The 26,360-nt window shown below is 37.0% G+C and carries 23 protein-coding genes and 3 pseudogenes; 19 read left to right on the forward strand and 7 right to left on the reverse strand.

What is annotated here, in order from left to right:
• Positions 1-64: 64 nt before the first annotated feature.
• A complete protein-coding gene (locus E2K98_RS24375; protein WP_133338884.1) occupies positions 65-646 on the reverse strand; it encodes a TetR/AcrR family transcriptional regulator in 582 nt (193 codons plus the stop codon).
• 322 nt (positions 647-968) lie between these two features.
• Here E2K98_RS24375 and E2K98_RS24380 point away from each other — a divergent pair, with 322 nt between their 5' ends.
• The 3 genes from E2K98_RS24380 (at position 969) to E2K98_RS24390 (ending at position 3,381) form a co-directional block, all read left to right on the forward strand.
• Positions 969-1,589 carry an FMN-dependent NADH-azoreductase gene (locus E2K98_RS24380; RefSeq protein ID WP_133338802.1) on the forward strand — a complete coding sequence of 207 codons (621 nt, stop codon included), beginning with the start codon at positions 969-971 and terminating at the stop codon, positions 1,587-1,589.
• Positions 1,590-1,836: 247 nt separating this feature from the next.
• Entirely contained in the window at positions 1,837-2,550 is a 714-nt protein-coding gene (locus E2K98_RS24385; protein ID WP_133338804.1) for a DsbA family oxidoreductase, read from the forward strand.
• A 387-nt stretch (positions 2,551-2,937) separates the two neighbouring features.
• Positions 2,938-3,381: a VOC family protein gene (locus E2K98_RS24390; protein WP_133338806.1), complete on the forward strand. Its 444-nt coding sequence runs from the start codon at positions 2,938-2,940 to the stop codon at positions 3,379-3,381.
• Positions 3,382-3,472: 91 nt separating this feature from the next.
• Here the strand turns inward: E2K98_RS24390 and E2K98_RS32415 are convergent, their stop codons facing one another.
• Positions 3,473-3,748, reverse strand: coding sequence for a hypothetical protein (locus E2K98_RS32415; RefSeq protein ID WP_407921228.1), 276 nt, complete (start codon positions 3,746-3,748; stop codon positions 3,473-3,475).
• Positions 3,749-3,823: 75 nt separating this feature from the next.
• On the opposite strand from E2K98_RS32415, the gene E2K98_RS24400 reads away from it, so the two are divergent.
• Positions 3,824-6,787 (forward strand): Tn3 family transposase, encoded by a 2,964-nt coding sequence (locus E2K98_RS24400; RefSeq protein WP_133338808.1) that lies wholly within the window; start codon positions 3,824-3,826, stop codon positions 6,785-6,787.
• A gap of 86 nt (positions 6,788-6,873) precedes the next feature.
• Here E2K98_RS24400 and E2K98_RS24405 read toward each other — a convergent pair whose 3' ends face one another.
• The 3 genes and pseudogenes from E2K98_RS24405 to E2K98_RS32425 form a co-directional block, all read right to left on the reverse strand.
• The gene (locus tag E2K98_RS24405) at positions 6,874-7,176 is read right to left on the reverse strand and encodes a phage integrase N-terminal SAM-like domain-containing protein (RefSeq protein ID WP_165976369.1); all 303 of its coding nucleotides are present in this window, start codon (positions 7,174-7,176) and stop codon (positions 6,874-6,876) included.
• A gap of 803 nt (positions 7,177-7,979) precedes the next feature.
• A complete protein-coding gene (locus E2K98_RS32420; RefSeq protein WP_372512720.1) occupies positions 7,980-8,144 on the reverse strand; it encodes a hypothetical protein in 165 nt (54 codons plus the stop codon).
• Positions 8,145-8,180: 36 nt separating this feature from the next.
• Positions 8,181-8,321: pseudogene (locus E2K98_RS32425) on the reverse strand (recombinase family protein); the annotation flags it as partial.
• A 535-nt stretch (positions 8,322-8,856) separates the two neighbouring features.
• Here E2K98_RS32425 and E2K98_RS24415 point away from each other — a divergent pair.
• The 5 genes from E2K98_RS24415 to sda all read left to right on the forward strand — a co-directional run bounded on the left by E2K98_RS24415 (position 8,857) and on the right by sda (position 13,882).
• The gene (locus E2K98_RS24415) at positions 8,857-9,441 is read left to right on the forward strand and encodes a TetR/AcrR family transcriptional regulator (RefSeq protein ID WP_165976370.1); all 585 of its coding nucleotides are present in this window, start codon (positions 8,857-8,859) and stop codon (positions 9,439-9,441) included.
• Positions 9,442-9,518: 77 nt separating this feature from the next.
• On the forward strand, positions 9,519-10,853 hold the full coding sequence (locus tag E2K98_RS24420; RefSeq protein ID WP_133338814.1) for a cytosine permease: 1,335 nt from the start codon (positions 9,519-9,521) through the stop codon (positions 10,851-10,853).
• Positions 10,850-11,938, forward strand: a complete 1,089-nt coding sequence (locus E2K98_RS24425) for a DUF917 domain-containing protein (RefSeq protein WP_133338816.1) — start codon at positions 10,850-10,852, stop codon at positions 11,936-11,938. Before E2K98_RS24420 ends, E2K98_RS24425 begins: the two co-directional genes overlap by 4 nt.
• Positions 11,938-13,497, forward strand: a complete 1,560-nt coding sequence (locus E2K98_RS24430; protein ID WP_208025417.1) for a hydantoinase/oxoprolinase family protein — start codon at positions 11,938-11,940, stop codon at positions 13,495-13,497. The genes E2K98_RS24425 and E2K98_RS24430 overlap by 1 nt, the downstream gene beginning before the upstream one ends.
• Before the next feature lie 250 nt (positions 13,498-13,747).
• Positions 13,748-13,882, forward strand: coding sequence for a sporulation histidine kinase inhibitor Sda (gene sda / locus E2K98_RS24435; protein ID WP_235824925.1), 135 nt, complete (start codon positions 13,748-13,750; stop codon positions 13,880-13,882).
• Positions 13,883-14,339: 457 nt separating this feature from the next.
• Here the strand turns inward: sda and E2K98_RS32535 are convergent.
• Positions 14,340-14,670 (reverse strand): annotated as a pseudogene (locus tag E2K98_RS32535) (IclR family transcriptional regulator domain-containing protein).
• 88 nt (positions 14,671-14,758) lie between these two features.
• On the opposite strand from E2K98_RS32535, the gene E2K98_RS24450 reads away from it, so the two are divergent.
• The 9 genes and pseudogenes from E2K98_RS24450 (at position 14,759) to E2K98_RS24485 (ending at position 23,193) form a co-directional block, all read left to right on the forward strand.
• Positions 14,759-15,739 (forward strand): LacI family DNA-binding transcriptional regulator, encoded by a 981-nt coding sequence (locus E2K98_RS24450; RefSeq protein WP_133338820.1) that lies wholly within the window; start codon positions 14,759-14,761, stop codon positions 15,737-15,739.
• 238 nt (positions 15,740-15,977) lie between these two features.
• Positions 15,978-17,426 carry a sucrose-specific PTS transporter subunit IIBC gene (locus tag E2K98_RS24455; RefSeq protein WP_133338822.1) on the forward strand — a complete coding sequence of 483 codons (1,449 nt, stop codon included), beginning with the start codon at positions 15,978-15,980 and terminating at the stop codon, positions 17,424-17,426.
• Between the two features lie 65 nt (positions 17,427-17,491).
• Entirely contained in the window at positions 17,492-18,964 is a 1,473-nt protein-coding gene (locus tag E2K98_RS24460) for a glycoside hydrolase family 32 protein (RefSeq protein WP_133338824.1), read from the forward strand.
• A 14-nt stretch (positions 18,965-18,978) separates the two neighbouring features.
• Entirely contained in the window at positions 18,979-19,947 is a 969-nt protein-coding gene (locus E2K98_RS24465; RefSeq protein WP_133338826.1) for a carbohydrate kinase family protein, read from the forward strand.
• A gap of 1,195 nt (positions 19,948-21,142) precedes the next feature.
• Complete coding sequence (locus tag E2K98_RS24470) at positions 21,143-21,469, forward strand: hypothetical protein (protein WP_268884136.1); 327 nt, start codon at positions 21,143-21,145, stop codon at positions 21,467-21,469.
• A gap of 80 nt (positions 21,470-21,549) precedes the next feature.
• Entirely contained in the window at positions 21,550-21,840 is a 291-nt protein-coding gene (locus E2K98_RS24475; RefSeq protein ID WP_133338830.1) for a hypothetical protein, read from the forward strand.
• A gap of 66 nt (positions 21,841-21,906) precedes the next feature.
• Positions 21,907-22,077, forward strand: a complete 171-nt coding sequence (locus E2K98_RS31195) for a hypothetical protein (protein WP_165976371.1) — start codon at positions 21,907-21,909, stop codon at positions 22,075-22,077.
• A 21-nt stretch (positions 22,078-22,098) separates the two neighbouring features.
• A pseudogene (locus tag E2K98_RS24480) lies at positions 22,099-22,689 on the forward strand (TIGR02679 domain-containing protein); the annotation flags it as partial.
• 30 nt (positions 22,690-22,719) lie between these two features.
• Positions 22,720-23,193, forward strand: coding sequence for a DUF2399 domain-containing protein (locus tag E2K98_RS24485; RefSeq protein ID WP_133338834.1), 474 nt, complete (start codon positions 22,720-22,722; stop codon positions 23,191-23,193).
• Between the two features lie 181 nt (positions 23,194-23,374).
• Here E2K98_RS24485 and E2K98_RS24490 read toward each other — a convergent pair whose 3' ends face one another.
• On the reverse strand, positions 23,375-24,682 hold the full coding sequence (locus E2K98_RS24490; RefSeq protein ID WP_133338836.1) for an MFS transporter: 1,308 nt from the start codon (positions 24,680-24,682) through the stop codon (positions 23,375-23,377).
• Positions 24,683-25,521: 839 nt separating this feature from the next.
• On the opposite strand from E2K98_RS24490, the gene E2K98_RS24495 reads away from it, so the two are divergent.
• Entirely contained in the window at positions 25,522-26,289 is a 768-nt protein-coding gene (locus E2K98_RS24495; protein WP_133338838.1) for an IclR family transcriptional regulator, read from the forward strand.
• Positions 26,290-26,360: the final 71 nt, after the last annotated feature.

Below are 26,360 nucleotides of genomic sequence, written 5' to 3' on the forward strand. Positions count from 1 at the left end.
GTAATTTAATAGTAAAGGCTACTTTAAAATGACGAAAAAGATTTGAAATTTAACATGAGTTTCATTAAAGGAAATACTTACTCATGCCATTTTTAAATATAGGCAGGGTCTTAGTCACTAGCTCTTCTGGTGAAATAGGTCTTCCATCCTTATTCCATGTGTATGCAGCTCCGTATATACTCCAACTTAGCATAGTAGATAGGGTTGTTACCAATTGTTTATCCTCTAATTCAATGGTATTTTTAGTTCCTTTTAGCATAAGATCAGCTATTAGCTTCTGTAACTCTTCTTTAATTTTACTTTCTATAATAGTTCCTAAAGAGTTATAACCTTTAGGACATAGGTCGCTTAACTCTTTATGGTGATCACACATGGCTAGAAAAATATTTGCAATGACTTTTTCATTGAATCCCTCGTGATCATTTAGTCTTTTTTTCAATTTGTCTATAAAAGTATTGGTGATTGTAGAATGTAATAAATCAAATTTATCGTCAAAGTGCGCATAAAATGTAGCGCGGTTAATAGTAGCCTTTTCTGTGATATCACGTACCGTTATATTGTTGAAATCTTTTTCACTAGCTAACGAAAGAAAAGAGTCTACAATCAATTGTCTTGTACGAAGTATTCTCGGATCTTGTTTTGGCATAATCAATCTGTTCTTCTCCTTTTTAGGTACATAATGGTGTTTAAAAGCGACAATGTTAATAGAGATGTTGTGTAAACAACATATTAGCCATTTTGATGGTTGTTAATAGTTCTTTTTCATCTTATCATCAATTATACAACGCGCGTTGTTTAAATAACACATGTTTTTGTTTGAGGGTGTTGATTCAGCAAAAATTGTAGAGATCATTTAGAATCATACCGAAAATATTGTTCAGATGAAACGTGTAAATTCTTTTAATGAGTATTCAAAAAATGTTTGGGAATAAAAAACATTCATCAAAATCATAAAGGAGACAATTATCATGTCAAAAGTATTATTTGTTAAAGGAACACCTCAAAGTGAGGAGCAATCAAGAAGTACGCAAGTTGCAAGAGCATTTATCAATGAATATAAGGAAGTAAATCCAACGGATGAAATAATTGAGGTGGATGTCTATTATGCAAATGTGCCATTAATTGATGCTGATTTTTTAACTGGACAAAAGAAGTTAAGAAGTGGGGAAGCGCTAACAGATGTTGAAGCACAGAAAGTAGAAGCAGTTAATGCATTCACAAAGCAATTTATGGAAGTAGATAAATACATCATTCAGTCTTCAATGTGGAATTTAGGAATCCAACCGTTATTAAAAGCCTATTTTGATACAATCATGAGTGCTGGAAAAACGTTTAAATATACACCAGAAGGTCCAGAAGGATTGATGAAAGGGAAAAAAGCAATCCATATTCATGGAATGGGAGGGTTTTATTCGCAGGCAATTGGAATGGAGCATTCCGATTCTTACGTGAAAGGTGCGCTAAAGTTTGTTGGGATTGAAGTGGTTCCAACGATTTTTGTTGAAGGTATTGACTATGATCCAACTAAAGAAGAAGAAATTGTTGCTGCAGCAATTGAAAAGGCAAAAGCGGTAGCACGAACTTTTTAAAAAAGAGCATTGGTGGGATTAGTTAAAAAGATTTTTATTAACATAATCCCCTCACAGTAGACTAGTACAAAAAGAACGTTAAATTGTACTTAATATTGGAGGGGATTTTTCTATAGAATCAAGAGGACAAAAATTTAAAAACTATTCTTGCTAAGTAATATCAAATTACGTTATACAATTAAAACTGTCAAGCGTAATAGGGAATAGATAAAACACATTCATCAAAATAATAAAGGGGGAACATATGATGAAAGTAGAAATTTGGTCTGATTTTGTTTGCCCGTTTTGTTATATTGGCAAACGTCAATTTGAAATAGGGTTAGAACAGTTTAAACATAAAGAAGAGGTAGAAGTCTTATTTCGTAATTTTCAATTAGATCCATATGCGAAAAAAAATACAGGAATGGATATCCATCAAGTAGCATCTTCCAAGCATGGTATCCCATATGAAAAAGCAAAAGCAAGAAACAATCAATTGAAACAGAAAGCAAAAGAGGTTGGGTTAGATTATCAATTTGATACAATGATTCCTACGAATTCATATGATGCACTTCGTCTTTCTTATTATGCAAAAGAGAAAGGGAAGATACAGGAGTTTATGGAGCGTATTATGAAAGCTCATCTCACGGATTCACTAGATATCGGTGACCATGCAACACTTGCTCAACTTACAAGTGAGATAGGTCTTGATGGCAACGAAGCTTTGGATGTTTTAGCAAATGATAAATATAGCGAGAATATTGCAGCTGATAGAGCCGAGGGATCAAAAATTGGGATTCAGGGCGTGCCCTTTTTCGTAGTGAATGACAAATATGCCATCTCAGGAGCACAACCTAGCCAAGTATTTTTAGAAATATTACAACGGGTTTGGAAAGAAGAGTACGCGAATGCTAAGGTTGAAGAGCATAAATTAGAGCCGTCGCTCGATGATTATTGTTCAGATGGAACATGTGAATTTTAATGAATATTCAAAAAAAGATACAGAAATCTCAAAAGAATAATATAGTATTTCAAGGCTCCGGTATTGTTGTTCTAAATCTTGAAGTAGTGCCAACATCATTTTGGAATTTTTTATCCTATGCAGATTTTAAGAAGGTAATGGACTGTTTTTGAGTCCGCTAAAGACTTTTCAAAAAGGTTTTAGATTTGTTTTGATGGAACTTTGTTTATGGGGAATAAGTTTCGGAACTAAAAACTATCGATTTTCGGTACATTTTAAACTAACTAATTTTTAGTTCCAAAACACTTGTATTGAACCTAATCGGTGCCTGTGTTATATGACTACATTAAATACCACTTTATAATGAATCGTTTATTTCCAAATAAAAAATCAAAGGGGTTTCGCGATATGAAAAACACAATTTTTCAAGGCACAATAGAGCATTCAGGATTTGTAGTACCCAATATCGAAGTAGCTGTTGAATTCTTCACTAACATTTTGGGTTTTGAAGTCTTGTTCCGGCCAAGACGGATGCAGTTTGAAGACGATAGTTTAAAAAGGTACTTTGGGGTTCACGATAATTCAGTTGTAGAAGGGGCGGCATTTTTGCAATACGGCGGTAGAAAGATCGAACTGGTTCAATGGTCGACGCCAGATCAACAGAATGTTCACCTAAAACCCAGTGATATCGGTGTAGCTCATCTAGCTATTACAGTTACCAATTTAGAAGAGGCTTTGAAATATTTTGCAGAACAGTCTGATGTTAAAGTTAGAGAGCTGAGCCCTCTTGGATTTTTCTATATAACAACTTCATGGGGGATGGAGATTCAAATAATGAAACAGAAGTTTTAACTAAAGACCTTCTACTACGTTAAACTTGGGGCAATGGGGGGAAAGAAGACGAATTCCAACCGTCCCTTCTGCTCTTCCAGAAAGAGTTCCTTCATGTAGCCGCCGTCGGCAAAGTTAATTGATCGGAAAAATGCCCATTGAATTCAATAATTATATTAGCTTTAATCTCTTCGGGTCTAATTCCGAGGAGATTGGCGAGACAAGCTGGATTTACGCAGCGAAAAAGTAAGTTCCAGGAAATTCCGAAATAGAAAAGAAAATAATTACGGTATGACGAATGACGTAATAACCATTCCTTCATTTCATCAATCTTTTCAAGTGAACGAATTGGCTCTTTTGCTCCAGGCTTTCGCCCTCCTTTCGACATGTCAATAACCTCCTAACTTTCTGATGTAAACCATTATATGTAAAACTTAATTACATACATAAGGGGACCATACATATGGCGAGACAAGAACTTCTTACAGAAGCACAACGAAAAGAGTTTTATGATGTTCCAGAGTATGTAAGTGATCGCGATGCGATCAGGTACTATACGCTTTCCGATGAAGAATTAAATATTATCTACAAACAGCGTGGTGCTGCAAATCGATTGGGCTTTGCTATTCAAATTGCTTATTTAAGTTTCCCAGGTCGCTCTTTAACACCTGGAGAGAAAATTCCAGAGTATCTCGTGCGTATTATCGCCAATCAGCTTGGGATTGTGCCTTCTGCTATATATAACTATGCACAAGGGCGTGATGTAACACGACGGGAACATCTTAGTAAAATTCGAAAAGAGTTTCATTTTCGCACTTTCACAATTCGAGAATACAGAGAATTAGCACAATGGCTTCTTCCGACTGCAATGGGAACTGATAAAGGTTATTTACTAGTGAAGGCCCTTATTATGGAAATGCGCAAGCGAAAGATTATTTTGCCTGCTATATATGCAGTGGAACATTTAGCATGGTCGGTTCGTGAACGGGCACAAAGACGGACATTCAAACAACTGGTGCAAGGTCTTTCCCCTCATCAAGAGTGGCAATTGGATAAATTACTGCTTGTGAGTCAATCAGGGAAACAATCTGACTTATCCTGGCTTCGCCAGCCGCCTGGCGTTGTTTCTATTAAAAACTTTCATGAACTGATGGATCGATTGGAGTATATTCAAAAGCTAGCTCTACCATTAGACAACGGACGGGAAATACATCAGAATCGATTGTTGCAAATGGCACGTGAAGGCTCACGTTATTCTGCTCAGCATCTCTCCAGGTTTCATACCTTAAAACGACATGCCACCTTAATGGCATTCCTCATTCACATTTATGCATTTTTGACAGACCAGGGGCTACATATGGGTGAGAAACTAATTGGAAGAATCTTTAATCGTGGAGAGAAAGTACATAAGGAAAATTTTCAGAAAGATGGTAAGGCTATTAATGAAAAAGTGCGGCTGTATGCAAAAGTAGGAAAAGCGTTAATTGAAGCAAAAGAAGCGAATTTGGATCCATTTGAATCCTTACAATCTATTATTCCGTGGGAGCAATTTATCCAAACCGTGGAACAGGCGGAAACATTATCACGACCAGTAGAGTTTGATTTTCTAGATCTTTTGGATAATCATTATGGGCAATTGCGTAAATTCGCACCACGGTTACTGAGAACTTATACTTTTAAGGCATCTCATGCGAGTCAATCTCTCTTTCAAGCTATTGAACTATTACGGGAAGCGAATCGTTCAAAGAAACGGAAAATCCCTGAAATAGCTCCCACAAGTTTTATCAAGCAAAAATGGACTAAACATGTATTTAAAGAAGATGGCATTGACCGTCATTATTATGAGTTCAGTGTACTATCAGAGTTATGTAATCATCTTCGGTCTGGCGATATGTGGGTGACAGGTAGTAAACAATACAAAGACTTCGAAGAGTATCTCTTACCTCCGTCCAAATGGAATGCGGTGAAACAAACAGATGGAATTCCTTTGACCATTCCAACCAAAGTAGATCAGTATCTACAAGAGCGAATGGAACAGATGGAAGAGCAAATCAAGCAGGTAAGCTATCTCGTGGAAACACAACAGTTACGGGATGCTACGGTATATGCAAATAAAATTCAGGTGAAATCCTTAGCAAAGGTGGTTCCGGATGAAGTTAAGGATATAACAAGACTGATTTATGATGTATTGCCACGTATAAAACTAACGGAATTACTGATAGAGGTGGATCGTTGGACGGAATTTAGTAAATATTTTGTTCATCTTCATACAGGAGCACAACCAAAAGAGAAGTCTGTGTTATTTGCGGCCATTATGGCGGATGGAATTAACCTAGGTCTTACCAAAATGGCGGATGCTTGCCCCAATATCTCGTATGCGCAATTGGCTTGGATATCTGATTGGTATATCCGGGATGATAGCTATAACAAAGCACTTGGGGCCATTGCAAATTTCCATAACAAGCAGCCGTATTCTTCTTACTGGGGAGATGGATCCACCTCCTCTTCTGACGGTCAATACTTTCGAGCTGGAGGCACCTCAAGTCCACTAGCACAGGTGAATGCAAAGTACGGTCGAGATCCAGGTGTGAGTTTTTATAGTCATATCTCAGATCAATATGATCCTTTTTATGTCCAAGTTATTAGTTCCTCTGAAGAAGCACCACATATTATTGACGGTTTGCTTTATCATGAAACAGATTTACAGATTGAGGAGCATTATACAGATGCAGCGGGCTTTGTAGATCATGTTTTTGCCATGTGTCATATGCTAGGATTTCGGTTTTCCCCTCGAATTAAAACAGTGAAGAATAACAATCTTTATACATTTAATCGATCCTTACAAACACCGTTAAATTTTATGATTGGTGGAACCATCCAAGTTAAAAAGATCAAGGAACATTGGGACGATTTATTACGATTAACAAGTTCTGTCCGGATCGGAACTGTCACAGCTTCTCTTATATTAAAGAAGCTTGCTTCTTACCCTCGTCAAAATGGACTATCAGTGGCTTTACGTGAAATGGGACGTATTGAAAGGAGCCTATACACACTGAAATGGATCCAAAGTCCTGAACACCGGAGACGAGTACAAATAGGACTAAACAAAGGAGAAGCGAAACATGCGTTGGCCCGTGCTGTATTTTTTAATCAGTTAGGCGAGGTACGAGACCGCTCGTATGAAGATCAGTTACATCGAGCAAGTGGCCTTCAACTTATTGTTTCAGCTATTGTATCTTGGAACACGGTATACATTGAACGAGCAATCGAAATGTTACGTTCAAAAGGTATGGAGATTCCAGAGGCATACTTGCAGCACATATCCCCGTTGGGCTGGGAGCATATTACGCTAACGGGAGATTATGTGTGGAACCTAAAACAGGATGGAACTGTTAATCAATTAAGACCACTACGGGTCAAAAAGTAAGAGAATGAACAAAAGCCGGTTCCTTAACCTTAACGTACAGGGAATCGGCTAAAATGTGTCTAAATTGTGTCTAAACGTACAGTTTTTCACTTTTGGTGACGTGACCCCTGATAAGGTAAACGGTCATTTTTTAGATAGTTAATATAATCCCGTAAAATTGAACTTTTGATTTCATCAATGTATTCAATATCTGGATTTAACCAATCCCGGAAATATCGAACTGTATCATAATAACCTTTGATGGTACTGTTCCGTAATCTCTCTGCCTCCTTTGCTTTAATAAAGATTTCGACAGCGTCATGGAGTGTATATCGGTCATCCGGTGTATGTCTGTCATGACGAATCTGTCGGACCCTCGTTTGATTTTTTTTGTCCTCTTTGTGCAACAAATGTACGTCACATAAGTAATTATGCCCTCTATTTTGGTAGATGTGTCCTATAATTACAAAATTTGGTGTCCTACAGTGTGGCGAAAAAAACAACAAAAAAACGCTGATTCTCCGCTACATCTCAACCATCATAAAACAACGGTTAAATAGCGTTAAATCAGCGTTTTCAGGTTTTTGTACGTCCCGAAGAGGATTCGAACCTCCGACCTACAGTTTAGAAAACTTTACGATATGTAATCGCAGTGTCAAACGTTATGTCACCGCATTGTCATTCGGATTGATTGACCGATAGTGTCAGCGGATTGTCAATACGTGTCGATTATAGATTAGCGTCACCCTAACCAGTGGCGTTTTTTATTAAATTAAAAAAGCGCCAATACTGACGCTATTTTAGGGATCCGAACATTTTGGCCACTTACAATACACTTTTCCCAATATAATTTATGTAACCGTGTCAAATTCGGTATGGTTAAGTAAGGAAACTTCGCTTTTATATTAATGCGAAACGCATGTTCGTGATATAATAAACGCGAGAAGGAGCGGTAAATATGTCCGAATTTACTATCGCGAATGCGATCTGCCATTCGAATGGTTCGCTTATTTTCTATTTGAAAGGGATAAATTCTATGTTTGTTCCGATAACCAAAAGATGACCCGAACATTTGGCCAATATGCTATGGAAGGATTGAGGGTCAGTTTCTAAAAAAATTTTTGAAAACGAATACTCTCTCTATTCCATTTTTATGGAGGTTTCCATATGATTGGTGTTATTCGTGTATTTACAACGAGCGACTCGACCATTCTCAATCAGACCCAGTACCAGCGTTGCTGTAACCAGGGGCAAAGTGGACATAGTTTAAGCACCGCTTGCCCCATTGGTTACAGTTAGTCTCTTTATTGTTTTGTATCTTACGATACAGAGTTATTCTAGAGATACCAGCTTTATCTGCAGCATCCGTACGATTCATCCTTTGTTCCAAAAGGTACAAGGTATAATTAACCTTTTACTCATCAGTTTTCGGTCTTCCAGGATGTTTCCCTCGTTTCCTTGCAGCCTGAACCCCTTCCTTTGTACGTTCAGAGGTTAAATCTCTTTCAAATTGAGCAATTCCAGCGAAATTGGTAAACAACATTTTTCCATGTGCTGTGGTTGTATCCCGTCATGATTCCTTTAGGCTTTTCAAGTGTGCTCCTTTTTGAGAAATTAGTTTCCGTGATCTCAATCAGATCTTTTGTAGAACGTGGCAATGGAGTTAGATCTGTTAAACTACCGTATCTTACGGACGAAGAAACTCTAACATACGATCCAACTCCCGTCGGTTCCGTTTTGTTCAAGTTACTTTTAATGCGATTGCATCCAAATTCTTCAAGTTGAACTTTTGACAATCTAAATTTTGTTCTTATGTAGAAACACGCATATAGCCAAACTTCATATTCTTTTTTTAACCATAAACGAAAGTTTTTTGTACTTATATACAGATTCTTATGTATCAAGCGATTCAGTCTTAATGTATAAAGTCTGCGAAATGTTGGCGATACCTCAATTGCAGCAAAAAAATTCAAGGCCGGTGGCAAGGAAGAACTTCTAAATGCGAGGAATATTTATTTTAATTAGTATATTGCATATTATCAGAAATCTTGTTATATTATACCTAACTAAATTAGTTAGGTGGAATGTTGATGACGAAAAATAAAATTAAAGAAGTTGCTTACAGGCATTTAGTTGAGAAGGGGTATGAGCGCACGACCCTTTCTAGCATCGCTAAAGAGGTTGGGATTAAGACCCCGTCCATTTATGCCTTTTATAAAAGTAAAGAAGATCTATTTATAGCAGTATACAAAGATCTGTTGCAAGATAATCACCGTCACATTAAAAGTTCAATTGACAACCTATCAAATGGAACGGTCAAAGAAAAGCTCTATCAAATATTAAAAGCGATATGTGATTATCACTTAAGTGAACCTGAAAAAACGGCAGCCTATATGAAATTTACCTTTTTCCTTCCTCCGACTTTGAATGATGAAGTAAGAAAAACGTTTAGTGAGATAGAAGATATGCTTAGTCAGATGCTTAAAGGTATCTTTTCAGAGGGAATTAGACAGGGAGTGTTAAAAAATCAACCTATTGATGATTTAATTGCCTCCTTTCTATGTTTAATGGACGGGATCTTTTTGGAGTTACTCTATCATTCTCAGGAAGAGAAATTTAAAAGACGGGTGGAGCAAACTTGGAGCATTTATTGGAACGGAATTTATAACGATTAAGAATAAGCAGTAAACTCTGACGAAAGTAAAAAGTCTTTGGCAAAAACAATTTGATACTATGAAAAGGGGGCTGCTCTATGAAAGAGGAAAAGGTTATTTCAGATTTTGCAAGGGAGGCCGTACCAAAGGAATTACGAAGGTCTTGGTTTTCGATGTTTTTCGTATCGTGCGCTATTGGCGTGGATTTATCTTCGGTAATTTTAGGAGCGGAATTAGCAAATGGAATGCAGTTAAATCAAGCGATCTTATCAGTTTTTATCGGATCGCTTCTTCTTGCCATTTTATGCACGACTTGTGGAATTGTCGGTTCTTACACCAATCTATCTACATCAATGATCACAAAGTATGTATTTGGTAAATATGGTGCTAAAGTGTTTTCTCTGATCCTTGGAACATCCTTACTTGGGTGGTTTGGGGTCCAAGTTGGTTTTTTTGCCACTAACGCACACACGGTTTTACAAGATGCCTTTCACCTATCCATTAATGTTAAGGTCCTTTCTGTAATTGGTGGTTTACTGATGATGACTACGGCTATTTTTGGGTACCGGGCTATTGAGAAATTAAGTGTATGGTCTGTACCGCTAATATTAGGATTAATGCTACTTGCCTTATTTTTAACACTGAAAAGCCACTCATTGCCTGCGAGTGTTCCGAAAGCTGGAGAATTTACATTTGGTAGTGCAATTTCGCTTGTCATCAGTATTTTTATTGTAGGCGCAACGACGCAACCTGATATTACCCGCTGGTCAAAAAGCAGGAAGGATGCTATCATTGCCACCTTTTTCGGTATTTTCATAGGGAATAGCATTATGATTGTCCTTGCCATTTTAATGTTGGAGGCAATGGGGACAAATAATATAATGAAAATTTTTATCACGCTTGGCCTAGCAATTCCGGGAGTACTCGTATTAACACTTGCACAATGGACGTCGAATACAACGAATTTATATTCTTCTTCGCTAGGTTTTTCGTTGATTTTTATGAAAGTTCGTAAAGAATTGTTAACGATTATTTTAGGTATCATTTCAACGATGCTAGCTGTCCTGGGTATTTACGAACAATTTATTTCATTTTTAGATATTTTGGCGATCGTGATTGCACCGATTGGCGGCATTTATGTAGCTGAATTCTTTTTAGTTAAAAAAGAGTTCAAGCGTTATGACCAAAAAATGAAAGCGCAACCAGTTGTAACTCGATCGATCATTTCATGGATAGTAGGAATGCTTATTACATATTTGACATCCGCACAGCCGTTAGGATTATCTTTATTTTCGCTTACTAGTATTTCTTCCCTTGATGGCTTTTTAACCGGGTTCATTGTACAAGCAGTGTTAGGAAAACTATTGAAACACAAGGATTCATTTCAACAAGTGAATATCAATACTGGAAAGAGAGAGGAGTTTGGAGAATGAGATATATAGATGAACAGACAATTGAAAAAATCGCATTAGGTGCAGCCGTTTTAGGAACAGGTGGCGGCGGAGATCCCTATATTGGGAAATTGATGGCGAAAGAAGCTATTCGAAAATATGGACCTGTGAAATTAATTTCATTAGATGAATTAGAGGACGATCAATTGGTAGTAACTGTATCTGGGATGGGTGCTCCAACTGTCGTAATTGAAAAAATACCGTCAGAACATGAAATGACAGCACCATTTGAAACGTTAGAAAAAGTGCTGGAAAGAAAAATCGATGTGGTAATGCCAATTGAAGTAGGGGGAATCAACTCTTTATTTCCAATTATCGCAGCTGCTAAAAAAGGTTTACCAATGTTAGATGCGGATGCGATGGGACGTGCGTTTCCAGAAGCTCAAATGGTGACCTTCTATTTGGAAGGTTTTGACCCATCACCTGTTACAATGGCAGATGATAAAGGAAACACAGTCGTTTTGTATCCACAAGATGGAATGTGGACAGAACGATTATCACGTGCTCTCACGATTGAAATGGGAGGAAGCTCATCTGTTTGCGAGTATAGTCTGTTTGGAAAGGATGTCAAGACATCTGTTATCCCTGATACACTTTCTTTGGTTGAACGAATTGGTGAATTTTTGTTAGATAATCAAATGAAAGAACATGTAAGAATCAATAAAATGTTAGAGGAATTAAATGGATATCGTTTGTTTGAAGGGAAAATTGCGGACATTGAACGGAGGCTTAGTGGAGGCTTTACAATAGGTAGTGCAAAGTTGGATGGTAGTCGTAATGAGCAAGGGAAAACATTTACTATCTATTTTCAAAACGAGTATTTAGTAGCGAAAGAAGGCGAGCATCTATTATGTTCTACACCAGATTTAATTGCTGTATTAGATGTAGAAACCGGTTTTCCAATTACGACAGAACGTATGAAATATGGTGCACGTGTTGTAGTCGTTGCATTTCCTTGCCATGATAAATGGAGAACTCTAAAAGGAATTGAAACAGCAGGACCTCGTTATTTTGGGTACGATTTTGATTATAAACCAGTAGAAGTTCTACGGAAGGAGAGAAGATAATGTATCGTTTAGGAGTAGATGTTGGAGGAACTAATACAGATGCAGCTTTACTAGACGAGTATTTACAAGTCATTCATACGGTTAAAGTACCAACTACAAAAGATGTAGAAAGTGGGATCTTTGAAGCCATCGCAAAAGTGGTAAAAGAAAGCAGAATAGAGCGTAGTGATATTGGATATGCCATGCTCGGAACAACGCATTGTACGAATGCGGTTGTTGAGCGGAAGCGTCTAAATAAAGTAGGTGTCATACGGATTGGGAGGCCGGCAACGACTTCTATCCCGCCATTCACCGACTGGCCAAAGGAACTGAGAGAAAAAGTCGAAGTTGCATCCACGATTATTTCAGGCGGGTACGAGTTTGACGGAAGGTTAATCAGCGAATTAAAAAAAGAAGAAGTCGTTCAATTTTGCAGAGAAATAAAGGAAACTGTGGAAAGCATTGCGATATCGGGTGTATTTTCCCCAGTCAATAAAGAACAAGAACAAGTCGTTGCAAAATGGGCAAAAGAAGAGCTTGGTGATATTCCTGTTTCGCTTTCGCATGAAATTGGCAGCATTGGTTTATTAGAACGCGAAAATGCGACCATTTTAAATGCGGCATTAATGACAACTGGCAAAATGATTGTGATTGGATTCGCTAAGGCTCTAAAAGAACTCGATATTGAAGCAGAAATGTTCTTCAGTCAAAACGATGGAACGCTCATGAATGAGTCTTATGCTCTTCGTTATCCTATTTTAACGATGGGATGCGGCCCAACTAACTCGATTCGAGGATCGGCTCATTTATCAGGTTTGCGAGATGCGATGGTACTTGATGTTGGTGGAACGACAAGTGATATTGGTGTTTTATCAAACGGGTTTCCGAGGCAGTCGTCTTTATCCGTTAATATTGGTGGAGTAAACACAAATTTTCGGATGCCTGATATTTTAGCCATTGCTTTAGGCGGAGGTACACGTATTTGTAAAACAAACGGTAGTTTTACAATTGGACCGGATAGTGTTGGCTATGAAATAACGAAAAAAGCGATTCTTTTTGGCGGTGAAGAACTTACTACCTCAGATATTGTCACTCGTTTAGGACGTGCATTTGAAGGTCATCAGGAACAAGTCGATTTTCTGTCAATGGGCTTCTGTAAGCAAGTATTTGCCAAAATGACAGAGATGCTGGAAGAAGCGATTGATCAGATGAAAACAAGCTCTAAAGATATCCCACTTATTTTATCAGGTGGTGGAAGTATTATTGTAACTGATTCATTAAAAGGAATATCGAATGTTATTTGCCCTGATCATTATGATGCAGCGAATGCGATTGGCGCAGCTCTTGGCCATGTGAGTGGAGAAATAGAAAGAATTTATAGTTTGGACCGGATGAGACGAGAAGAAGCGATCGAAGACGCTAAAAGACTTGCTGCTAAAGAAGCAATGAGAGCAGGAGCAGATGAAAGCACCGTGTCCATTGTTTCGGTCGAAGATATTCCGCTCGCCTATCTGCCGGGGAACGCGTTATTTATTCGCGTCAAGGCGGTTGGGGATCTCGTTAGTTACCTCAAAGTGTGATTTATGGGTAGTTAAAATATTATAGTATAACTTGTTGACATTTTTCGCATACCAAACATGTGGATTACTGTACATTGATTAAAAGAATTAAAGAGTAAGCAGATGGGTTTTAAGAATCCATAAAAAGTTGATTCATTTGAGTACAATATAATAATCTTACTTCTAGTCATCGTTCATACGATAGGTGCAGGAGCACATAATTATTTAAAAGTAACGATTGATGTTTTGTAGGGTAAGGAGGAAGAAAAATATGATTGAAAGTATAAATAGTCAGTTATTAATTAATACTTACTTGAAAGCCAAAGCATTAAATCTGGATATCCATTTTATTATTTTGTTAGAAAGGGAAATAAGCAGAAGAGATTTGCATTTTAAAGTTGGGTAAAAATGATATAAGAAAATATGTGACTTTATTTATTTCAATTCATAAATGATTTTGTTGCAAAAAATTATGAGTATCTTATAAAGTCCTATTAAGGTTTCATTAATGGGACTTTACAGGATTAATGATTGAAAAACTGGCCCAGGCTATTCTCTTTTCTTCAGATGATAAGATTGAAGGGACAACTGCATTTTTAGAAAAAAGAAAGCCGCAATATCAAGGAAAATAAGAGATTTTAACTATGAATTAATAAATAGTAACGTATGCTAAGAAAGTAGGACGGTCTTTGCAGTGCCATTGGATTTATCGGACAAACTATAGCTCAACAATATACGACTCCAATGCAAGCGCGCGAGGGGGAATACAGGTAATTTACATAGTGGCGGGGCGTGTATGTTTTCGAGTCTTTGAAATGACTTTAATTTTTTTTTAGCCAATTTGCCTTAGGTGAATCGGCTTTTTAGGTTGTAAATCTAGTCTTTAACACTTTAATAAAATAAAAAACATATTGAAAACTACATTTCAATAATGGTATTAACCCTTCCTGAATGACTTGATCAATCTTATCTTTGTCCTGATACGCTAATATTGCTTTTCCCCCTGCAATGCAGTAGCAAGAAACTTGTTTACCAACCTTTGTAAATACTCGAAAGGGGCGATTGGGCTATTTTGTGAAGATAAACAAGCTTGGTTCCTTCTAGAATTCCGATATGTGCAGTTTCGCCAGTTTTTTGTACTAACTTTTGGAGAACAGGGAGGGCTTCTGATGTCCTGGAAACGACCACAATCATTTTTTAGATCGTTTAACAAAGCTTGTCGCAAAGTATTTTTTCAAATATGATATAAATACATTAATTGAAGATGAAAGAATGATGCAGGATGAAAACAATTTCAGATATTGCAAAAATGGCCGGTGTGGCGAAAAGCACGGTTTCCCGTTATCTGAATGGCGGATCTGTTAGTGATACGACAAAGAAGAAGCTTGAAAATGTGATTAAGGAGACAGGATATATTCCCAATACGTTCGCTCAAAGCTTAAAGGCAAAGAAACCAAATATTATTGGCACCATTATCCCGCGGCTTGATTCCTACGCCACTACGCAAACGCTGATTGGGATTGATGAGGAACTAAGAAAATTAAATCACCAAATGCTTATCTCAAATAGCAGCCAAGACTTGGAACGGGAAATCGAAAATATTTACGAAATGGCAAGGCAAAAAGTAGCAGGAATCATCTTGCTGGCAACGCAAATAACAAATGCCCATTTGGAGGCATTTGAAAAGGTGGACATTCCTGTATTGCTGGTTGGCCAAGAGCACAAAGGTGTTTATAGTATTATCCATAATGATTATGATGCTGCCTATGATATGGGGAAATATGTTCTTGAAAAAGGACACCGGAGAATTGCTTTTCTAGGAGTAACCGAAAAGGATATTGCGGTTGGAGTAAAAAGGAAGGCAGGATTTAAACGGGCCATACAGGAAGTGGATGGGGTCAATGTCAGATTTTATGAAACAACATTTAAAATTGATGATGCTATAGCAATATCATCAACCATTATTGATGAATTTAAGCCTTCAGTATTGGTCTGTGCAACCGATAATATTGCACTAGGTGCGATGAAGGCAGCTTATTTAAAAGGGGTTCGTATTCCAGAAGAGTTATCTATTACAGGATTTGGTGGATATGAAATAACCGAAATCATTCATCCAGCTTTAACAACGGCTAAGTTTTATTATCAAGATGCAGGGAGGATGGCTGCTCAAAGTATGATTCAATTAATAAATTATGAAGAAATAGAGCCATTAATTTTCTCAAAATATAAAATAATTGAGCAAGAAAGCGTTGACAATCTTTAATGCCATGAAATATAATTTCCTAGAACCGGTTTCAAAATACGGTTCTTATTTGAAGGTGAAAATGGAACCGGTTCCGCTCGTATTTATATTTTTTTATTAAAGTTTGGAACCGGTTCCGTCCGTGTGAATATTTTTTTGTGGTTGTTTGGAACCGGTTCCGTATTTTGGGTTTTTATCATGCATTTAAAAGAATTAAATGGGGTTGCAAACTAAAAACTAGAATCAAAGGAGAATGATCATGAATTACAATGATGTTGCTCAAGAAATCCTGAATGCCCTTGGCGGAAAAGAAAATGTTTCTGCAGCTGCACACTGTGCAACAAGGCTGCGGCTCGTCTTGCATGACGAAGAAAAAGTGGACAAAGCTAGGTTGGACAACTTGGATATTGTAAAAGGAACCTTTTCAACATCTGGACAATATCAAATTATTTTGGGTTCCGGAATTGTAAACGAAGTATATAAGCCATTCATAAAAATGGTCGGAATTTCGGAGATGTCCACAAATGAAGTGAAAAGTGCCAGTACCAAGAAAATGAATCCGCTTCAAAAACTGGTTAAATTACTTTCAGACATCTTTGTACCCATTATCCCAGCCATTGTTGCTGGCGGTCTGTTGATGGGGATTAATAACGTTTTAACAGCAAAAGATTTATTTGTTCATGGGAAATCACTTATTGATGCCAACCCTGGGATTGCGGATTTGGCCGCCATGATTAATACATTTGCAAATGCCGCATTTGTGTTCTTGCCGGTATTAATCGGTTTTTCTGCCACTAAACGGTTTGGCGGCAATGCCTTTTTAGGGGCCGCTTTAGGGATGATCATGGTTCACCCAGATTTATTGAATGCTTACAATTATGGGGCTGCGCAAATTGCGCATAAAGTTCCTGCTTGGCACATCCTTGGATTTACGATAGAAAAAGTGGGGTATCAAGGAACGGTTTTACCAGTTCTTGCATCTTCATTTATTTTAGCAAAAATTGAAACCTATTTACGGAAAGTGATCCCGTCCGCATTAGATAATCTTTTAACACCATTACTGTCCATTCTTGTTACAGCCGTATTAACTTTCACATTTGTCGGTCCCATTACACGGACTGCTGGTGACCTTTTTACAAGCGGACTGGCTTGGTTTTACAATACAACAGGCTTTGTTGGTGGAGGTATTTTTGGTTTATTCTATGCTCCTATTGTTATAACGGGTATGCACCAAAGCTTTATCGCTGTTGAAACACAATTGCTTTCCAATATTGCAAAAACAGGCGGAACCTTCATTTTTCCTATTGCCGCAATGTCAAATATCGCACAAGGGGCAGCAACCTTGGCTGTACTGCTGGTAATCAAGGATAAAAAGATGAAAAGCCTAGCCTCTGCATCCGGAATTTCTGCCCTATTAGGGATAACGGAACCAGCCATGTTTGGTGTGAACTTAAAACTGAAATATCCATTCATTGGGGCCATTGTTGGTTCAGGAATCGCTTCCGCTTTTATTACATTTTTTAAAGTAAAAGCAATTGCATTGGGGGCTGCCGGTCTGCCAGGTATTATTTCCATTAAACCAAATGCGATTGTTATTTATGTAATTGGTATGGTGATTTCATTTGTGGTTGCATTTTCCTTAACACTTATGTTGGCAAAAAGAAACGCCAAGAAGCACCCGGTTGAATTTAAGGAGAAAGCAGCTTAATAAATGAAGAAGTAAAAGGGGGAATCCAACGATTCTCCTTTCATTGTTAAAGGGAGATTGACATTATGTTATGGACAAAAGAACAACGTTATCGGCGTATTGAAGATGCCAGTCAGGAGGAAATCCGAAATTTAAAAAAAGTGGTAAAAAGTTGCCGCTGGCGCCAAAGCTATCACATTCAACCAGAAACGGGTTTATTGAATGATCCCAATGGATTTTCCTATTTTAATGGCGAATACCACCTATTTTATCAATGGTTTCCGCTTGGCCCCGTACATGGGTTGAAATATTGGTATCACACGAAATCAAAAGATCTTGTACATTGGGAAAACGCAGGGATTGCTATTGAGCCCACAAACCAATATGACAGCCACGGGGTATATTCAGGAAGTGCAATCGAGCATGAGGGCAGACTGTATTTACTCTATACAGGAAATACTCGTGATGAGAATTGGGTAAGACACCCCTATCAATGCCTGGCCGTCATGAATGAAAGGGATGAAATTAAAAAGCTGGAAACGCCTGTGATTGCTTCGGTTCCAAATGGATATACAGACCACTTCCGTGATCCAAAGATATGGAAAGAAGGTAGCTTGTTTCATGCCATTATTGGGGCACAACGCGAAAATGAAACAGGCTGCGTTGTATTGTACAGTTCCACAGATTTAGTAAACTGGAATTTTAAAGGTGAGATTAATACAAATTTGAAAGAATTCGGCTATATGTGGGAATGTCCGGACTATTTAGAACTTGATAATCAGGGTATTCTCATTTTTTGTCCCCAAGGTATTAAGCCGGAAGGGGATCATTTTTACAATATCTATCAATCGGGATATATAATGGGTGATAAGATGGATAAAAACAAAATGACAATGGTACATGACGCCTTTCAAGAATTAGACAGAGGTTTTGACTTTTATGCACCGCAAACAATGACGGGCCCGGACGGACGTCGAATTTTAGTTGGATGGATGGGACTTCCAGATATTGAATATCCAACGGACAAAAACGGGTGGGCACACTGCTTAACAGTGCCAAGGGAATTATCGATTTGGAATGGCAAGTTGATTCAACAGCCTGTCAAAGAGCTTGAATCCCTACGTAGGAAACGGCAAGATATTAAAGAGGTCCTGGATCATGAAACGAAAGTTTTCGATGAATTTTCAGGAACCGCTTTTGAGATGATTTGTAAGTTCGTGAACTTTGATTCATCTGAATTCGGAGTTGAATTTAGGGCAGGGGAAAAGGAAAAGACCGTTATCAAATATGATGCGATGGAAAAGAAAGTAGTTCTCGACCGAACTTTTTCTGGAGAACCCGTAGCGGAAGAGTATGGAACCGTAAGAAAGTGCTATTTGGATGCCCAATCGATAGAATTTCACATGTATGTGGATACATCTTCCGTTGAGATTTTTGTCAATAATGGTGAAGAAGTATTTACGAGCAGGATTTTTCCGGAAATACAGAGCCAAGAGATTCGCTTTTTTTCGAACGGAAAGACATTATTTCAGGCGACAAAATGGGATTATAAGGGTTAGGATAGGTGGAAGTCATGAAAAGCTTATATTCAATTGGTGAGGTTTTAATTGATTTCATTCCTCTTCAAAAAGGAAGAATGCTTAAAGATGTAGTAGAGTTTGAACGGGCACCAGGAGGGGCTCCAGCCAATGTAGCTGCAACGGTTGCCCGCCTTGGAGGAAAATCCTCGATGATCTCAAAATTAGGCACGGATTCCTTTGGAGATTTTCTGGTTGAGACGCTGCATCAAGCTGGGGTAAAGACAGATAAAATTTTAAAAACGGATAAAGCCAATACTGCACTGGCATTTGTTTCACTACGAAAGGATGGGGAAAGAGATTTTTCTTTTTACCGTAGCCCTTCAGCGGATTTATTAATGAAAGAAGAGGAAATTAACGGAGATTGGTTTACGAGTGGAGACATCCTTCATTTTTGTTCAGTTGATTTGGTTGAAAGTCCTATGAAGTATGCACATATAAAAGCAATTAAAGAAGCGAAACAAAACGGTGCACTTATTAGCTTCGATCCAAATGTTCGGCTTCCGCTCTGGGAGAAGCCGGAAGATTGCAGAGAAACAATATTGAGTTTTATTCCGAAAGCACATCTTATAAAAATTTCTGATGAAGAATTATCATTTATTACGAATATTGAAAATGAAGAAGAGGCGATTCGTTCTTTATTCATCGGTGATGTTACAGTTGTTATTTACACAAAAGGTGCGAAGGGTGCGGAACTTTATCTTAAAAATGATAAATTCACATCGACCGGATATAAGGTTGATGTTCAGGATACAACAGGTGCAGGCGATGCGTTTATTGGCGGCTTCTTGTACCAGTTGCTTTTAAATGAAGTGACTCCTGTTAATTTGAAGGATACTTGTAAAGTTAAATATCACGAATTTCTTCAATTTGCCAATGCAGTTGGAGCTCTTACCACGACAGGAAAAGGAGCGATTAGTTCTATTCCTGATAAAGAACAAGTATTAAAGCTAACTCAGGGATAATCCCTAATTTTTGGATTCGATTAAAACTATTTTACGATAACTTTGTAATGAAAATTGTAATTTTGCTGTGATGCCTACTCCAAATCGAAAAGAATTTTATAAACAGTATAAGAACTATGTAATAGAAGAAAATGAAAAATTCATTTAGCTTGATCAACAAATGAAACTTAAAGTGAAATATAGGAATAAAACCAAAAAGGGACTCCTAAGAATCCCTAGTTTTGTGGAATGGGTTAGTTAGAGTGGCTGAGATGTCACTCTTTTTTTCTGCAGTAAGTTTGCAGTATGCATTCAGTTCTTTAAATGTTATTGTGTAATTGTATTATTGTGTTAGATTAATTGTTATTTACTAAAAAAAATTTTTGGAAAAAATGCTAAAAAACTCTCCCCCCATCATTTTTTCGGTTTAATGGAGATTGTGAAGCATTGTACTTAAACTATCCTGAAAAATAGTAATGGTGAAAGGGCATTTTGGCAATACGAAACTAAACCCTATAAGATCAATTTTTTTAAAAAGATCTGGGTCTCGAGTTTTAGCTATATTTTTTTGACCATAATTACGCTATTGCTTCAACAGTTACTTTACAACCAAGAGTCTCTAATCGTTTGATAGATTGCTTAATTACGATTTCTTTCTTTCGGCGGTCGAAGTAATACAAAGACATGTTGCTTTTTAGGGCTACTAATGGCGCAGTATAACAGAATGATCAGAACGGAAAAACGTTTTCTGTTACTCCGTACGTACCGCTTAGGCATTAAATGGCACGATAACGACGGTCTGTACGGCTAACGCCTACATTACGTAGGTTCCTGTTCCATTTACGGCAGACCGCCGTACCAAACAAGACATAAAATTCTAATTTCAATATGTGCTAAATTCACATTATTATTGTATGTACGCTTGGACAAAATTTGATTTATAATCCAAGTACCACCACCAAACGGTCAGTAAGGGAGGGGTATCGGCAGGATAATAAAACAGAAGGAAAAATGTAAAAACACGGAACTAAGGTAACTTTTTAATCAAACAGCGTACGTTTGGATCGAGAAGGGGAGACCGTCGGCCAAGAAAAATAGAAAAAGGAATTGTTTCCTAATAATAATTATTTAAAACCGCCCGTGAAAAAGTGGATACTTACTTTTTGGGAAATTTCTTCAGATTAATAAAGAAAAACTGGAAAAGATAAAGCTCTACATCCAAAACTCTAAAAGTATGAACACCCAAAGAAGTTACGCGTCGGACTGGAGGCATTTCACAGAGTGGTGTAAGTTGAATGGACAGGATCCGCTTCCGGCATCTGCAAGCACGATCTGTCTTTATTTATCGGAATTGGCCACAACACATAAATATTCGACTATTAAAAGACGAGTTTCTTCTATTAATATTGCGCATAAATTCAAACATCATCTTCCACCTTCCAAGGAAGTTGAGGTTCAAGCCCTACTGGAAGGAATTAAAAGAGAGATCGGTATTCGGCAAGAACCAAAAAAGGCATTGTTGCTACAGGTCCTTCCAGCATAATACAACAAATAAAAAGTATTTATTAGGAACTGAAAGTAAAACTGAGGATCAAATTCTTTTGAAGATACAAGAAAGAATTTATGAAATACGAAAAGCAATTGCTCTTAATGGAAATGGGGGTACTGGATGGATTAATTGTAAGTAAAGATTTTATCCATTCCGTTCAAGAATCGGATGCTGTGTTGCTACCACAAGCAGTGAAGGAAAATGTTAATACATTGGAAGAGTACTTAAAGGTGCGATTACCTGAAGAATTTCAAATGTTACAGTCCGAAGTAGAAGGTATTTTAAAAAGCATTTCAATCGAAGAAATGGAAGACGGTTCCTATGCAACTCCATTTGGTTCTTATCAACACGGAGTCGTAAAATGATATGCCCCGTTTAGAGATTCTGCTACTTTTATTGGAAAAGAAGCAAGGAAGAATTACAGAGAAAAATTGGTTGCCGCTTTAGAAGAGGAACTATCCGAGTTAGATAGAGAGAAAGATGAATTACAATTAATGTTAGAGAAGAATACAAATTCTACTAAAAAATTAAAAGGTGGACACGTTGTGTTAACAAAGTTAACCCAAGAAGAACAAATCCTTTTGCGTAACTGGTTTCAATAAGATTTTTCCGCACAAAAGAGTGCCAAAATTTCTTTAAAAAAATTTGAAAAAAAGTTTGAAGGAACTCGATTTGATGGTGCTATGTTATTCGACGTAGTTGAAGGAGTAATTGGCCGGAAACTGGTCTATAAGAAAGAAGAAAAGGATGTAAATGAGCGTCAAAAAAATCACTTTTTTATAGAATTAGCAAAATCCTATACGTCTGAAGCTACCACTATTCTAACCGCCTCTATTCTTGAAAAACATCCTTTACACGTTGGATTTATTACGGCTTATAACAAAGGTGACCTAAATGAAATAGAAAAAGTTTACAAGGGACTTTCTATTTTACCATCGGGGAAACCCATAAGATTACCACTGTTTGCAGAAAAAGTAACCGGTAATCCGCACGAATTTGATAATGAAGGAAAGATCATTAGTGCTCTACAAATTGTAAGAGAAAAACATTATGGTATAGCTTCTCAAAACAATCCAAATGCAGAATATATCAATCAATTGTTGTTTGACTTTGGAATACTAAAAGATGATGTTACCAATTATGTAACCATATTTGGTCTAATAGGAGAAAGAAATGGAGAAGTTCTACGTTCTTGGAAGGAAACTTTTACTTAAAAATCTGTACGTAATGAGCCTTTAAGAGAAATTGTTAAATTGGATAGGGTATACCCCATACAAAAAGATAATCCCGTTTTTATTGTTGAGAATTCAGGTGTATTTTCAAGTATTGTGGATGAATTGGAAGATTATTCGATTTCGATTATTTGTACACACGGGCAATTTAAATTGGCTGCGGTTCAAATTATTAAATTGTTGGTAAAAGAAAATTGCACAGTCTATTATTCGGGAGATTTTGATCCAGAAGGATTATTAATGGCATATTCTTTAAAACAGAGATATCCAAACAATATACATTATTGGAGATATTCAGTAGAAGATTATATAAAGACGCTATCGAATATAGAGTTATCACCTGATAGATTGAGAAAGTTAGATAACATTAAAGATGTTGAATTGGAAGCTACGATTCAACAAATAAGGGAAATTAAAAAAGTTGCTTACCAAGAAAGACAAATAATAGAATTGGTTAAAGACGTAGCTAACGTACGTAAAGCTTAATTTAGAAACATTTAACAGGCTCTATTTTTAGAGTCTGTTTTTTATTTTTCATAAAAACAAAAACCCCACTCACGGATGAGTAGGGAATTCCAAAACAGTAAATCAAATGGTAATCAAAGTGTAGCATATAATTAGGGAATCTCCTAATTTTTTTCTAACCTGACCTTTATTTTGCAATACTTTATTTCATATTTACTGCATTCTCTTTTATAACCGTTGATAATTTTCCAGTTGTGACACTTGGTAAAGTCAAGGTGATTAAAAATCCAGCCAGTAAGAACACCACTAAGATATAGATTCCAGCACTACTGCTACCCGTTGTGGTAATTAACCAACCAACGATGTAGGGCCCTAAGAATCCCCCAAGGTTACCTAGACCACCAATAATGCCTCGTGAAGCCCCACATACCTCACCCGTAAACAACATTGGAGGAATTGTCCAAAACACACTAGATGCACTTTGCAAAAACACACCACATCCCGTCAAAAACGCGAAGGATAACCAAATATTACTCTTCGTTGCAGTTGCTAGCAAAAAACAAATAGCAAACCCAATGAGCGGAATGGAAACGAAGAGTTTTCGGTTTCCACTTTTATCAGATAGGTTTCCGAATATAAATAGACCAATAATAGTTCCAATATAAGGTATAGTTGACAACCAACCAACTCCAGCAATACCTGAATGTGTTAGTTCCTTAAGTAATGTTGGAAGCCACATGGAAAATCCATAAATACCAACTTGATAACAGAAATAAATACCGATTAGTTTCCATATATTTGACATTGAGAAAATTTGCCCAAGAGTTATGTTTTGCTGTTCATGTTTGGCTGTTAGAGCTCTTTCTGCTGCTATTGTATTAACAATATAATCTCTTTCCTTTTTTGAAAGCCATTTAGCATCTTTAGGAGTTTCACTCATGAATGGTATCCAAACTGCAAGTAGAGCCAACGTAAGTAATCCTTCTACGATAAATGCATATCTCCAATTGGATATAGAGATAATCCAACCGGAAAGCGGTCCTGTTATAATAGAAGCGACTGCAATATTCATAATAAAGTAGGAATTTGCACGTCCCAACTCTTTGCTTGGAAACCAATTAGCAAGCATCCCCAAGATACAGGGCCAAACCCCACCTTCAGCAAGTCCTAACAAAAACCGTACCAAAAGTAATTGCCATGTGTTTTGAACAAAACCGTTTAAAACTGCGATTAGCCCCCATATAAGGATACTGAAGGTGATGAATTTTTTACCAGAACCCCTTTCAGCCATTTTTCCACCAGGAATCTGGAGAAATAAATACCCAAAAAAGAAAATTCCAGCAGCAATACCAGAAACAGTCGCAGATATTCCTAAGGCCTTGTCCATGCCACCTGCCGTAGCAAAACCAATATTTGTGCGATCCATAAAAGCTACAATGTAAATGATGATGCAAGGGGGGATTATGTGGAGCCAGCGTCCATTTGGAATTGATTTCGAAAAGTTAGTCATCAGTTTAACCTCCTGTTATAAAGATATATTTTTGGTGTTAAATTCAATGATAGGAGAACAAATCTGAACCAGTCGATAATACTAAAGCTAGTGCAATCCTACATTTTTTAAAAATTTCAATGTCATAATTGTACTAACAGGCTTAAGATGTAAAAATATGTTGAATCCGCTTTCATAAATTTCCTAATTTAAAACGATATAAAATTAATAAGATTTGAAGTCCTTTTAAGGTTTCCACTAATATTGTTGAATGCATATCTGTATGAAGAACCAATTTCGGGAAGGATGATGAACATATGTAGTTAGATCCAAACGATGCAAACAAAATAGCCTCTTTAAATACATTGACAAAAGTTGAGCCAATTTGATAAAGAAGGGGATTATTAGCCAATTGTCAATGAAGGTTAAATGCTCTTGAATAATCTTTTGAGATGAAAGCCTTATTTATACCAACCGTCTGTTCGAGATAAAATTCCAATTAGCTGCTTCCCCCTCGCTAGGGATGGATTTGTCCTATCATATAAAACTAAATTTTATATGATAGACATGAGAATAGTTAGGTACATTGATAAGGCATCATTTCTTCTTTTTTCCTATGTAACCCTCCTTTGTTCTATAATATAAAACTACGTTTTGTAATATAGCTAAAAAATGAAAACTAAACTTTTATTTAGTTGCATTCACTATAGCATACGCTTACAATTCAAAACAATATAATTATTGGTAAAATTCAAAAAATATTTTATTGAAAAATAATGGCTCTTATAATATAGTTAAGTTGCATCGATTAGAATAGTAGACTGCTATTTTATATTATAAAACAGAAGGAGTGAATGATTATGCCTATTATTCAATCCTTAGATCGTGCCCTTCGAATTCTGGACCTTTTCGATGAACATACGACTGAGCTTAAGATCACACACATAAGTGAGCTAATGGGTCTGCACAAGAGCACTGTCCATTCTTTGTTGAAAACGCTTCAAATGCATGGGTACATCGATCAGGATTTGGAAAGTGGTAAATACAGATTGGGGTTAAAGCTGTTTGAAAGAGGAAATTTTGTCATACACTCTTTGGATATTCGACTTTTGGCGAAGCGGTATTTACTCGATTTGTCTTTAAAAACAGGACAGACTACTCATCTTGTCATTTTGGATGGCAAGGAAGGAGTTTATGTTGATAAAGTAGAAAGTCCTATGGCTACCATCCTTTATTCCCGAGTAGGTAGACGAATTCCTCTTCATTGTTCTGCCGTTGGAAAAGCCTTGATAGCCTTTAGGGAACAAGAAGAAATACAAAAGATTTTACATGGATATAATTATACGAAGAAAACAGAATTTACCATTATAAATGAAACAGACTTTTTAAGTGAACTTGAAAAGGTTCGTCAACAAGAATATGCAATTGACAGTCAAGAAAACGAACCCGGCGTCCGCTGTATTGCTGTGCCAATTCGAAATCATGAAAATCAGGTGATTGCCGCTATCAGCATTTCTACTCTTTTAGCTCGTATAAATGAGACTCAGTTACAGGAGTTTGTGGTATTACTTAAGCAAACAGGCTCCGAATTATCTGAACAAATGGGGTATCCAGTACCTATTCTTTAGGTATGGACCCTATACTTATTGTTTATATAATAAAACTGAGTTTTATAATATAAAACTTTTTAGGAGGATAT

The sequence above is a fragment of the Bacillus salipaludis genome (assembly GCF_004358205.1).